General features: G+C 57.6%; 9 protein-coding genes and 4 tRNA genes. All 13 read left to right on the top strand.

The annotated features are described in order from the left end of the window. Positions 1–20: 20 nt before the first annotated feature. A complete protein-coding gene (locus A3K90_RS08055; protein WP_303682101.1) occupies positions 21–1,166 on the top strand; it encodes an efflux RND transporter periplasmic adaptor subunit in 1,146 nt (381 codons plus the stop codon). Next, positions 1,163–4,234, top strand: coding sequence for an efflux RND transporter permease subunit (locus A3K90_RS08060; RefSeq protein WP_303682103.1), 3,072 nt, complete (start codon positions 1,163–1,165; stop codon positions 4,232–4,234). Before A3K90_RS08055 ends, A3K90_RS08060 begins: the two co-directional genes overlap by 4 nt. Positions 4,235–4,737: 503 nt before the next feature. Beyond that, positions 4,738–5,979 (top strand): group II intron reverse transcriptase/maturase, encoded by a 1,242-nt coding sequence (ltrA, locus tag A3K90_RS08065; protein ID WP_303682104.1) that lies wholly within the window; start codon positions 4,738–4,740, stop codon positions 5,977–5,979. 10 nt (positions 5,980–5,989) lie between these two features. Further along, positions 5,990–6,142: a hypothetical protein gene (locus A3K90_RS08070; protein ID WP_303682106.1), complete on the top strand. Its 153-nt coding sequence runs from the start codon at positions 5,990–5,992 to the stop codon at positions 6,140–6,142. Between the two features lie 31 nt (positions 6,143–6,173). Further along, positions 6,174–7,526 (top strand): TolC family protein, encoded by a 1,353-nt coding sequence (locus A3K90_RS08075; protein ID WP_303682107.1) that lies wholly within the window; start codon positions 6,174–6,176, stop codon positions 7,524–7,526. Between the two features lie 83 nt (positions 7,527–7,609). Next, positions 7,610–7,682 (top strand) — tRNA-Pro (locus A3K90_RS08080). Between the two features lie 25 nt (positions 7,683–7,707). Then, a tRNA-Arg gene (locus tag A3K90_RS08085) sits at positions 7,708–7,783 on the top strand. A gap of 29 nt (positions 7,784–7,812) precedes the next feature. Then, a tRNA-His gene (locus A3K90_RS08090) sits at positions 7,813–7,888 on the top strand. A gap of 9 nt (positions 7,889–7,897) precedes the next feature. Beyond that, positions 7,898–7,969 (top strand) — tRNA-Glu (locus A3K90_RS08095). Positions 7,970–8,036: 67 nt separating this feature from the next. Continuing rightward, entirely contained in the window at positions 8,037–10,451 is a 2,415-nt protein-coding gene (gene pheT, locus A3K90_RS08100) for a phenylalanine--tRNA ligase subunit beta (RefSeq protein ID WP_303682108.1), read from the top strand. 14 nt (positions 10,452–10,465) lie between these two features. Beyond that, positions 10,466–10,771 (top strand): hypothetical protein, encoded by a 306-nt coding sequence (locus A3K90_RS08105; protein ID WP_303682109.1) that lies wholly within the window; start codon positions 10,466–10,468, stop codon positions 10,769–10,771. Positions 10,772–10,779: 8 nt separating this feature from the next. Beyond that, positions 10,780–11,043, top strand: a complete 264-nt coding sequence (locus tag A3K90_RS08110) for a cell division protein ZapA (protein ID WP_303682111.1) — start codon at positions 10,780–10,782, stop codon at positions 11,041–11,043. A 305-nt stretch (positions 11,044–11,348) separates the two neighbouring features. Next, positions 11,349–12,923 carry a ribonuclease Y gene (rny, locus tag A3K90_RS08115; protein ID WP_303682112.1) on the top strand — a complete coding sequence of 525 codons (1,575 nt, stop codon included), beginning with the start codon at positions 11,349–11,351 and terminating at the stop codon, positions 12,921–12,923. The last annotated feature ends 68 nt before the right edge of the window (positions 12,924–12,991 follow it).

Below are 12,991 nucleotides of genomic sequence, written 5' to 3' on the forward strand. Positions count from 1 at the left end.
CATTATACCCTGATACAGTTATGCGCCCGAAACGCTTTTCTTCGATCTTTGCGGCCCTCGCCGTCCTCCTTCTGGGATTTGCCGTTGCGGCTTTTCTTTCACGAAAGCAGACTCCCCCGGAAAAACCAGCAATGAAGTCGGCAGCATTCCAGCCGGTTGCGCTCGATACCGTCGCCAATGGCAGGGTACTTCTTCCTTTTGAGATGAGCGGTTCCATCGAGGCGCTCCGGAAAATCGAGATCTATGCTGAAGTCCCGGGTATATTCCGCGATGCCTCAAGCCCGTTCAGGGAGGGCACCTGGTTCCGGAAAGGGGAGACCCTTCTTCTGCTCGATGACGCAGTCTACCGCAACAGTGTCCTTGCCGAGAAAAGCCGGCTTCTCAGCCAGCTTACCCTCGTCCTTCCCGATCTCATCATCGATTTCCCTGAAGAATCGGAAAAGTGGAAGGCCTATGTCGGCGCGTTCCGCATTGATTCCCCGCTTTCGCCGCTGCCCGCTCCCTCATCGGACCGTGAACGCAATTACCTTGCCGCCCGGGGAATCTATGACCGGTTCTATGCGGTCAGGAGCATGGAGGAAACGCTCGATCGATACCGCATAACGGCTCCGTTCGACGGCCAGGTCATCCTCTCCGCCCTCAATCCCGGAACCCTTGTCAGAACCGGCCAGAAAATCGGCGAGTTTTCGGCTTCCGCCGTCTATGAACTCGAGGCCACGGTCGGACTGCGTGATGCTGGATTCCTTGAGCCCGACAGCCCCGTCACCCTCTTTTCCGAAGATATCGACGGGACATTCAGCGGGGTGGTCCGGCGCGTCAACAAGGCTATTTCGCCCTCAACCCAGACCGTGTCGGTCTATATCGAGGTGGCCGATGCCCGCCTGCGCGACGGCATGTTCCTTACCGCCCGTCAGGAAATTTCTGTTGACTCGGCATATGTCGTTCCCCGCCGCCTGCTGCGGGAGGAGAACCGGGTGTTCGTGATCGAGGGTTCGGTGGTGGCGTTGAGGACGGTGCGGGTGGCTGCGGCTTCGGGTGACCGGGCAGCGGTGCGCGGCCTTCCCGACGGGAGCCGGATCGTGCTTGACCCTCCCGGCGGCATGCGTGAGGGGATGGATGCGACCCCTCTTCTTCGGCGCACTTCATCGGGTGAAAAGAGAAAGTGAAAGCCCTCATCCGACATTTTGTCCGCTACCCGGTGCTCGGCAATGTGCTGTTTCTTGCCGTCATCCTGTTCGGTCTGGTATCGTTCACCCAGATCAAGACCACCTTCTTTCCCGACATTCCTCCCAATTTCATCTATGTCAGTGCACTCTATCCCGGCGCTTCGCCCGAGGAGATAGAGGAGGCCGTCACCCTCAAGATCGAAGACAGGCTGAAGGGCGTGAGCGGCATCGACCGGGTGACCTCCATATCGACGGAAAACACCATGACGGTGACCGTGGAGCTCAAGAAAGGCTTTGATGCCAACGACCTTCTGCAGGAGGTGACCAATGCGGTGAACCAGATCAGCTCATTTCCTGCCGAACTCGAGCAGCTGAGGATATACAAGCAGGAACGGATGGACTTCGTCATCGCCTACTCCCTCTACGGTGATGTCGACCTCAGGACCCTGAAGGGATACGCCAGGAGCCTTGAGCGCGAGCTCCGCAACAGCGGCGCGGCTACCCGTATCACCCTCAGCGGATTTCCCGTTGAGGAGATCGAGGTCGGTCTGCGTGAAAACGACATGCGGGCCTACGGGATAACATTCAGCGAAGTCGCGGCTGCTGTCAGCCGTGCCAACGTCAAGATCACCGGCGGCACCATCCGGGGCTCCCGCGAGGAACTGCTCATCCGGGCTGACAGCAAGGGCTATAATGCCCCGGACCTCAGAGGTATTGTGGTCCGCTCCGGTGCGAACGGTGCGGTCGTCCGCCTCGGCGACCTTGCCGATGTCCGTGATCGTTGGTCGGACGATCCCGACCGGAGCTGGTTCGAGGGTAAACCGGCCGTCATCGTGGACATTGACCGGAGCGCAGATCAGGATATGTTCGAAATCGTCGGGAAGGCACAAACAGTCGTAGAGGCGTTTGACCAACGCCATAAGGACATCCAGATCGAGATTCTCCGCAATGGTTCGGCCATCGTCAAAGAGCGGGCCGACATCCTCAGCAGCAACGGGTTTGTCGGCATGGTGCTTGTTGTCCTGTTCCTGGCTTTTTCCCTTAACCCGCGTCTTGCGCTGTGGGTTGCCGCAGGCATTCCGTTTTCGTTCGCCGGCATGTTCATGCTCGGCACCCTCTACGGTCTCTCCATCAATGTGGTGTCGCTGCTTGCCATGATTCTCGTGGTCGGCATCATCGTTGACGACGGCATTGTGATTGCCGAGAGCATCTACCAGCGGTACGAAAAAGGCGAGAAGCCCCTTGAGGCTGCACTGAACGGCATGATGGAGGTCATTCCCTCCGTTACGGCGGCAGTTCTCACCTCCGTCGTCCTCTTCTTCCTGTTCCTGTTCCTCGACGGGGACCTCGGCCAGCGGGTCAAGGATATCGCCTTCGTCGCCTCTACGACCCTTCTGGTGTCGCTGCTCGAAAGCATTTTCATTCTTCCGGCACACATTGCGCATTCCAGGTCGCTGCACGGACGCCCGGAAGCCAAGAGCTGGCTGCTCCGGAAGTCGGAGGAGTTCCTCCACTTCCAGCGTGATGTGCTCTATGCTCCGGTTCTGCGCTTCAGCATCGCCAACCCGCTCATTACGGCGGTCGTGCCGGTGGCTCTTCTCATCATTACGGTCGGCGCCATGCGGGGCGGGCTCATCAAGGCTACATTCTTTCCTGTCATCGAGCATGATAACGTGCAGGTCACCCTGGAAATGCGGACCGGTACACCGGGCAGGGTGACGGCTGAAACGCTTGCCCTGATGGAGCAGCGGATCAGGGATGTCGATGATGCTTACCGGCAGAGCGAGGGCGGCGAAAACGGACTTGTGAAGGCGATTGCCCGCGACATCGGCCCCGAGGGTCATCAGGGCGGGCTGCGGGTCACCCTTGTCGACAGCAGGCTCCGCTCGATCGGCAGCCTGGAAGCCGGGAACCGGTTCCGTGATGCAATCGGTCCCTTGCCCGGGGCGGGCAAGCTCCTTGTCGGCGGCGGGGGATTCTGGGGAATGCCGGTTTCCATCGCGCTGAAAAGCGACAACCTCTCCCAGCTCGATGGCGCCCGGCGCATGCTTGAGGAGGAGCTGAAAGGGATGGAAGAGCTCAAGGATGTCGCCGACAATGATCCGCCGGGTCTTCAGGAGGTACGGGTGCGGCTGAAGGAGAAGGCCTACGCGCTCGGATTGACGACCGGTGAGGTCATGAGCAGGGTTCGCAGCGCGTTTTTCGGCCAGGAAGCCCAGCGTCTGGTCAGGGGCATTGATGAAGTGAAGGTATGGGTCCGATACGGCGAGGATGAGCGTTCAACAATCGGTGCGCTCGAGACGATGTTCATCCGGCTCGATGACGGACGTTCCATTCCGCTCAGGGAGATTGCAGATCTTACCGTCAGCCGTGGAATTTCCTCCATCAAGCATATCGACGCACAGCGTGTCGTAAAGATCGAAGCTGATATCGCCGATCCCAAAACATCGGTGCCGCAGCTGCTCGACGTTGTCAGCCGGAACATCATGCCCCCCATACTTGCCGCCTATCCCGATGTCAGCTTCAATTTCGAGGGGCAGAGCCGCGAGAGCGGCAAGACCACCGGCTCGATGCGCATCGCCTTTCCTGCGTTGCTCTTCATCATGTACCTCATCATCGTCATCACCTTCCGCTCGTTCAGTCAGGCGTTCATCGTGATGCTGCTTCTGCCCCTTGCCCTCATCGGTGTCGCCTGGGGCCATTTCATCCAGGGCTACATCCTCAGCATCCTGTCGCTGTTCGGGGTCATCGCCCTCATCGGCATCGTTGTCAACGATTCCCTTGTCTTCATCAGCAGCTTCAACAGCCGCATCAAGGAGGGCTTGCCGTTTCAGGACGCTTTGTATGAGGTCGGACTCAGCCGGTTCCGCCCCATCATCCTCACGACCATCACCACCGTAGCCGGGCTCGGTCCGCTCATCTTCGAGCAGAGCCGTCAGGCGCAGTTCCTCTCGCCGATGGCCATATCGGTGGCCTACGGGCTGCTGTTCGGCACAACCCTGACACTCATCATCATCCCTGCGCTGCTGGTGCTGCACAACATGGCCCGCCGCAGGAGTGCGCTGTAGATAAGCAGTGCAAGAGATGAGGGTAGGTCCCTCGCAACCGGCTTGCAGGAGCAGGTTGCAAACCACCATAAGCTGCCTTTGTCAAAAGCATTGGTAGTGAGCGTTATGGAAAAGGCATCGTAAGGTGTCAGGTGTGAACCAAGGAAGACGAACACCAGTGAACTGTCGTAAACGTGTCGAAAGAGCAAGATGGCATCAAAACTGAATAGTTCTGCGGATTCAGGAAAAGTTTGGCGGGAACCTGTTTACTGGCCAAGCGGTGCCCGGCATAAAGACAGCGTGATCCTTGTTCGGGCTTTTGCATTGAACTACAGGAACCTTCGATGGCGATGTAAAGGGAAAGGCCCAAGCGTAAAATGCGAGGCCGATAGTACCGATGCGTCATCAAGGGGCGGAGTGACCGGTATGAGCGTTGAAGGTCCTGTAATGGGACTGGAGCAAAGCGGTCACGTCATCCAGTCATGCGGACTAGTCAACTGCGTGGGCAGGAGGGTCTGGTCGGTATGACAAAGTCATATGATATTTCCAAACAACTTGTCTGGGATGCATTCCAGAGAGTGAAAGCAAATGGAGGTGCCGCCGGGGTAGACCGGGAATCGATACAGGTATTTGAAGCGAAACTGAAGGACAACCTCTACAAGATTTGGAACCGAATGAGTTCCGGTAGCTATTTTCCTCCACCGGTACGAGGTGTTGACATTCCGAAGAAATCCGGAGGAGTGCGAACACTTGGAGTTCCAACTATTGCAGATAGGGTGGCCCAAAGCGTAGTGAAAATGGTGCTTGAGCCCATACTTGAGCCAGTATTTCATGAAGACTCATACGGCTATCGTCCGGGGCGATCAGCCCATGATGCGATAGAAGTGGTGAGGCAGAGAAATTGGCAATATGACTGGGTTGTAGAGTTCGATATCAAGGGGTTGTTTGACAACATCGACCATGAGTTACTCAAGCGTGCCCTGAGAAAGCATTGCCAAATCCAGTGGGTTTTCTTGTATGTGGAGCGCTGGTTAACAGCGCCGATGGAAACCTCGGATGGCGAGCTGGTTAAAAGGGTTAAAGGTACGCCGCAAGGCGGCGTAGTCAGCCCAATACTGGCGAATCTGTTTCTGCACTATGCGTTTGACCGATGGGTGAACGAATACCTCCCCGGGGTGCCGTTTTGCCGGTACTCAGATGATGGTGTTCTCCACTGCAAAAGTAGAGCGCAGGCAGAACTGGTAAAACGCAAACTTGGCGAGCGATTTCGGGATTGCGGATTAGAGCTACATCCTGAGAAAACGCAGATCATGTACTGCCGGGACAATAGGCGCAAAGAGGCGTATCCGGTAGACCAGTTCACGTTTCTTGGTTTCACCTTTCGCCCGCGGCGTGCCGTAGGGAAAAGCGGCAAGCCCTTCACGGGTTTTCTGCCGGGTGTAAGTCGGGACGCGGTGAAAGATATGCGTCAAAAGATCAGGAGGTGGAAGGTGCAACTTAAGAACAGCCATGATCTTGCAGAACTATCGGCCGCATTCAATCCGATCCTGCAAGGGTGGAAGAACTACTACTCGCGATTCTACGGGACCTCGATGAGGCCTGTATGGAACCAGATGAATCACTTTCTGGTGCATTGGCTGATGAGGAAGTACAAGCACTTATGCCGGCATAAAACCGAAGCAAGCAGGAAATTGAAACTGCTGGCCGAAAGTAGGCCTAAAGCATTTGTGCATTGGGAATTGGGTTACACCTTTATGCCTGGATGATGGGAGCCGGATGAGTGGAGACGCTCCTGTCCGGTTCTGCGAGGGTCTGGAGGTGAAACTCCTCCGGTCTACTCACCTCTATTCATTCATCGCCCGTCGCCCCGTGACACCCGAAGAGGTCGAACCGGCATGGCGGGAGGAGGTCTTCATCCGTGAACAGTAGCAGCACCCGGGCCGGGCGGGCATTCTCTGGAATGGTCCCGTTCGTTCTCTGCATCTTTTTCGCACTGGCTCCGGTTGCGTCGAGTGCGGCCGGTTCAGGTGACTTCGCAACGATCGATTCCACGGCAATCGAGCGCCTCACACTCGAAGATGCCCTCATTCGGGCCCTCGGGCACAATACCGACATTCAGGTTGCCAGAGGGGAAGAGGAAATCGCCCGTAACAGCGTCCATATCGGCAATGCCGGACTCCTGCCGAAACTCTCGGCCGTGTCTTCCGTCTCATGGCATGACCCCGGAAAGGGAGGGCTGTCGACGTCGTCTGTCGAGTCAACCACCACGGCAGCGGAGCTGCAGGCGAGCTACACCCTTTTCGACGGTTTCGGCAGCATCCGCACCTTCACCAGACTCAAGAACAGCGGCAGGCTCGGCACCCTGAAAGCCCGGGAACGTATCGAGAGCGTTGTCATGGATGTCGCCAGAGCCTACTACGGTGCGGCCAACTCAGTCGAAGAGCTGCATGCATCAATGCAGGCTGTGGAGATATCCGATGAGCGCCTCCGACGGGCGAAGCTGCGGAGGGATTACGGACAGGCAAACACCCAGGAGGTGCTCTCCGCCGAAGTGGACGCCAACAATGACCAGGTGACGCTCCTGAATGCCCGTCTCGGACGGGAAACCGCAATGCGCAGGCTGAACGTCCTGCTCGGCCATCGGGTCGGCCATCGGGTCGGCCATCACTATGCGATAGCTGACTCCGTCGTGTTTTCCGCTCTTCCGCCCCTCGACTCGCTTCGGGTGAGTGCCCTCGTAACCAATGCCGGTTACCTGGCAAGCGGCGGGGAGGTGCTCGATCAGCGCCTCCTTATGCTCATCGCCCGTTCGGAACAGTACCCCGAAGTTTCCCTTCAGGCCGGATGGGGTCTCAGCCGCTACGCCGCGGGCCGGGACATAGGCTTGAATGGCACGACGCCGGGCACGTCCGGAGGGGTGGTGGTGAACTGGCCGATTTTCAACGGTCGCCAGACCGCCATAAAGACTGAAAACGCCCGGATTGCTTGGCTTAACAGCCGTCTGCGCCACGACCGGGCTCTCCAGCAGCTCCTGTTGGAGCTCCGGGACGGATGGGACGCATGGTCCATAAGCCGTGATGTGCTCCGGTTCGAGGAACGGAACATCGAGTCGGCGCGGCTCAATTTCCAGCGCACCCGTGAACTCTATGTGCTTGGTCAATCGACAGGAACCACGTTCCGTGAGGCGCAGCTGAACCTGATCAAGGCTGAAAAAAGCAGGGCCGGTGCCCGCTATGACAGAAAGCTCCGCGAGCTTGAACTGCTGCGCCTCAGCGGAAGGCTGCTCACTCCGTTCGGGACGGCGGGTCGTTGAATCGTCACTTTTTTTGTTACGCGCTTTATTTTTCTTTGATTCTTCTGAACGGGATGGTATATTTGGAGCCTTCCGTTAAGAAACGGGGCATGGCGCAGCTGGTAGCGTGCCTGCTTTGGGAGCAGGAGGTCCCGAGTTCGAGTCTCGGTGCCCCGACTGAAGAGGTTCCGGGAGTGACGACGTGCCCGTAGCTCAATGGATAGAGCATCAGCCTTCTAAGCTGAGGGTTACTGGTTCGAGTCCAGTCGGGCACACCATTGGAAGTCCGGAAGTTTAAGGTTTCTATGGTGATTGTAGCTCAGTTGGTTAGAGCGCCAGGTTGTGGCCCTGGAGGTCGGGGGTTCGAGTCCCCTCATTCACCCATGTTTTTTGGCCCCATCGACTAGCGGTTAGGTCACCACCCTTTCAAGGTGGCGGGACGGGTTCGAATCCCGTTGGGGTCACACTTCAAAGCTCTGTCCTTTGCCGGTACAGGGCTTTTTTTATTCATGAACGCAGATTTTCTCTCTTATGAAAATATCTGTCAACTGGCTCAAAGACTTTCTCCCGTCCTTTTCCCCGGAAATCCCCGCTCTTGTCGAAAAGCTCACCTTCCTCGGCCTTGAGGTTGAGGATGTGGAATCGACTCCCTTGCCTGACCCGCGGGTTGTGGTCGGGCGGGTGCAGTCCGTCGCTCTGCATCCTGATGCCGACCGCCTCCGGATCTGCATGGTCGACACCGGACTTGAAGAGCCGCTGCAGATCGTCTGCGGTGCTCCGAACGTGGCCGAGGGGATGCTGGTACCTGTTGCGACCGAGGGTTCGCGCCTCACCATGCAGGACGGTACATCTTTTGTCATAAAGCCTTCAAAGATCCGCGGTCAGCGTTCGTTCGGCATGATATGCGCAGCCGATGAGCTCGGCCTGTCCGCCGACCACTCCGGAGTCATGGAGCTCGACTCCTCCTTTGCCATCGGAGAGCCGTTTGCCCGTTACCTTGACTCGGACACCGTGCTCGACATTGCCGTCACCCCCAACCGCCCCGATGTGCTTTCGCATCTCGGCATAGCCCGGGAGCTCGCTTCCGCTCCAGACGCCATCCTTCTTCCCGGAGAGGCGCCGATTGAGTTTTCCACCTTATCCCCCCTGGTTGAGGTTATCGACAGCGGGGCTTGCCCGCTCTATGTCGGCATCGTCATCCGGGGCGTTACCGTAGGTCCTTCCCCCCGCTGGCTTTCGGCCCGGCTTGAGTCCATAGGGCTGCGTCCGAAGAACAACATCGTCGACATCACGAACTTCATTCTCCACGCCCTCGGCCAGCCGCTCCATGCGTTCGACCTCCACAAGCTCAAGGACGGGCGCGTCATCGTGCGCAGCGACTTCAGCGGCTCATTTACGGCGCTTGGCGGTGAGCAGTGCACCGTGGAACCGGGCATGCCGGTAATCTGCGACACCCTGAAGCCTGCGGCCCTTGCCGGTGTCATGGGCGGACAGGACTCTGCAGTCGGAGAGGGAACCGTGGACATCCTTCTCGAGGCAGCCTGTTTTGCGCCTTCGGCCGTCCGCCGTTCGGCCAGGAAAGCCGGGATTTCATCTGACTCCTCATACCGGTTCGAGCGCGGCATCGATATCCGCAATGTCGTACCGGCCGCCCGGGCCGCCGTGGCCCTAATCCTCGAAACGGCCGGCGGAACAGTCGGTGAGGCCACGCTGCAGGGTGATTCCTGTCCGCCGCTCCTTGTTCTCCCGTTCCGGCCCCGGAGGGCAAACGAGCTGCTCGGCACCGCAATCGAACCCGATCGGATGACGGAAATGCTGGCCCGGATTGGGTTCCGGACCCTCGCTCAGGAAGATGGCGTGATGCAGGTTGAGGTTCCGTCGTGCCGTGTTGATGTGTCGCAGGAGATTGATCTTATCGAAGAGGTTGCGCGCCTGTATGGCTACGACAACATCGAGGCCTCAGGGCGCATGGCTGCAACGTACCCTTCCATGAGGACACGTCCCGGGTTTTTCCCGGACTTTCTCCGTTTGCTGGCCGTAGGCCTTGATTTCAGGGAGGTGCTCACCAACCCGCTCATCCGGCGGGAGGAGGCGGCTCCCTTCAGTGACGGGCTCGTCTATGTCCTCAACCCTATCAGCGAGGGCCTTGAGGTCCTGCGGCCGGGGCTTGTGCCCGGCATGCTGAAAGTCATCGCCCACAACATCCGCCACGGCAACCGTGACATGCGCCTCTTTGAAGTGGCTCATGGGTTCAGCATGGCCGATGCGTCCTGTGCTGGGGAGTCCTGCGCGCTTGACGCCTATTGCGAGAAAGAGTGGCTGGTACTGGCCCTCACCGGTCTGCGTTATCCCAGGAGCTGGAACCAGCCCACGGACAGGGTCGATTTCTATGATGCAGTGGGGGCGGCCGAGATGCTTCTCGGGAAGCTGAATTTGCTTGATAAATCAGCGGTTAATATTTATAATGAAAATACTGTCAGTATTGATTTGGAGCTGACGGAAGGGAAGAAAAAACGGTCACAGCGTGCGGGACGGGCCATGAGGCTTGATTCCGCTCTGCTTTCACAGTTCGACATAGAGCAGGATGTCTTCATCGTCGAGCTTGATGTTTCGGTGCTTGAAATGCTCCACAGCCCGGATGTCGTATACGATCCGCCTTCAAAATTCCCCGCCGTCCAGAGGGATCTTTCATTCATCCTGCCAGGCACGGTTCCCGTACAGTCGCTCATCGGCCTTGTCCGTTCCAGCGACCCGCTCATCAGGGCCGTTTCCGTTTTCGACGTGTTCGAACGGGGCGCTGAAGGGGGCGGAGAGAGGAGTGTGGGGCTGTCGATTTCGATAGCCGACCATGCCGGAACCCTGCAGGAAGGACGGATCAGTGAAATTCTTCGTACAGTTGGAGTCAATGCTGAAAGTACGCTTGGTGCGGTAATTAGACAGGTCTGACATTACTTGGTTCCATGCCCGAACGGAAAGGAGAGGACATACTTGCCGGTATCGGCACCCTCGAGGGAAATACCCGTCTGCTTGTCAACCGGCTCGATGCATTCCGCAAAGAGAACGAGGCCCTGAAGTCGGAACTGGCGAGCCTGCAGGAGGTTCTCCGCTCGATGAAACTCCCCGGTGGCTCAATGTCGTCCTCGAGAGGAGATGCAACGGAAATGACAGGAACGGTGCCCTACGCTGAAAAGCTGCAGGTGAAACAGAAGCTGGTCCTGATCCTGCAGAAAATCGAGATGGAACTCAGGAACGGTCACACCGCGTAGAATCTGCCATGGAAAAGTTTGATGTAAATGTTTACGGTGATACGTACCCCCTTCGCGCCGATACCCGGGAAGCGGTCGAACAGGCTGCCGGAGAGGTCGACAGGAGGATGCGAAGGTTTGCCCAGCAGGCCCCTTCATTCGAACCGTTGAGGCTTGCCGTTCTCGCTGCCGTAGAGCTTGCCGAGGAGAAGCTCCAGCTTGAAGAGACGATGGCCGGGCTGCAGGAGAAAATCGGGAAGCTTAACGCTTTTGTCGGGGACAATCTCCAGTAAACTGTTACATTGAGAGTAGGAAAATATCCGCACCGGAAGATCGAGGTGTTTGTAAGTAAAAGAACTAACATCAAAGAATAGGGAGCCAGACTCTTCTTTTTGATTGCAGGCCTTGCCGGATTCCGGACCTGTCCGGAGTGCCGGGTGCAGCGTTCGCGCCGCACCGATGGAAGCAAAAAACCAGAAGGAGGCACCCACCGTGTTACACGGGTTCTTGAATCTTACACATCTCGCCATGGTGCGGATTTTTTTGTTTAAAATGGTGCTTCAGTCAGTGAACGGAGCACAAAAAGGAGGTAATTTTAATGGGAATTGTCATAAACCTGTTTTTGATCATTTTTGCTTCAGTTGTGTTTTTTGCGGCAGGTTTTTTCATCGGGCGTTTCTTCCTTGAGCGTCTCGGTACGACGAAGGTCCTCGAAGCTGAAGAGCGTGCGGTGCAGATCGTGCAGGAGGCCCAGAAGGAGGCAAACGAGTACAAAGAGCTGAAGGTCACCGAAGTCAATCAGGAGTGGAAGAAAAAGCGTCGGGAGTTCGATCAGGAGGTGGTGATCAAGAACAACAAGTTCAACCAGCTCCAGAAACAGGTGCAGCAGCGTGAAGCGCAGTTGAAGAAACAGACGCAGGATGTCCGCGACACCGAGCGGAAACTGCAGGACCAGCAGAAGGAACTCGATCAGGCGATGGAGACCGTCGGCCTCCGTTCGACCGAACTCGAACGCATCATCACCGAGCAGAACCAGCGCCTTGAGAGCATCGGCAACCTGCAGGCAGATGAAGCCCGCCAGATGCTTGTTGACAACATGATTACGAAGGCCCGCGAAGAGGCCACCGAGACCATCCACAAGATCCACGAGGAGGCTGAGGAAAATGCAGGACGTCTGGCGGAGAAGACCCTTCTTACCGCCATCCAGCGCATCTCCTTCGAGCAGGCAACCGAAAACGCCCTCTCCGTCGTGCACATCCAGAGCGATGAACTCAAGGGCCGCATCATCGGCCGTGAGGGGCGCAACATCAAGGCATTCGAAAATGCCACCGGTGTGGACATCATCGTTGACGACACCCCCGAGGTGGTCATTCTTTCCTGCTTCGATCCGCTCCGCCGCGAGCATGCCAAACTTACCCTGAAGAAGCTGCTTGCCGACGGTGTCATCCATCCGGTGGCCATCGAGAAGGCCTACCTGGACGCAGGCAAGGAGATGGCCGATGTCATCATGAGTGCAGGAGAAGAGACGCTTGCCTCTCTCCAGATCCCCGACATGCCGGCAGAAGTCGTCAGGCTCATCGGTACCATGAAGTTCCATACCGTTTATGGACAGAACCTTCTGCAGCACAGCCGCGAAGTGGCCATGCTTGCCGGCATCATGGCGACCGAGCTCAAGCTTGATCCGCGTATGGCCAAGCGGGCGGGCCTGCTGCACGATATCGGCCTTGTGCTTCCTGATACCGACCAGCCGCACGCCCTTGCCGGAAGTGAATTCCTCCGCAAGTTCAAGGAATCAGCTGTCGTGCTCAACGCCATAGCCGCACACCACGGCGAGGCTGAAAAAGAGTCGCCCATCGCCGAACTGGTCGATGCCGCCAACGTGATTTCACTCGCAAGGCCCGGAGCGCGCGGCGCCGTCACCGCAGACGGCAACGTCAAACGCCTGGAAAGCCTTGAAGAGATTGCCAAGGGGTTCCCGGGCGTACTCAAGACCTATGCCCTGCAGGCAGGCCGTGAGATTCGCGTCATCGTAGAGGGTGATAATGTGAGCGACTCGCAGGCCGACGTGCTTGCGCATGACATCGCCCACAAGATCGAATCGGAAGCCCAGTACCCCGGACAGATCAAGGTATCGATCATCAGGGAGCGCCGCTCCATCGCCTACGCAAAGTAAGGCCCATCGACAGAAGCCGGGCCGAACGGCCCGGAGGATAATAAAAAAGGCTGCATCTTTCAGTGAGG

It is taken from the genome of Pelodictyon luteolum (assembly GCF_001622165.1).
Classification (GTDB): domain Bacteria; phylum Bacteroidota; class Chlorobiia; order Chlorobiales; family Chlorobiaceae; genus Chlorobium; species Chlorobium luteolum_B.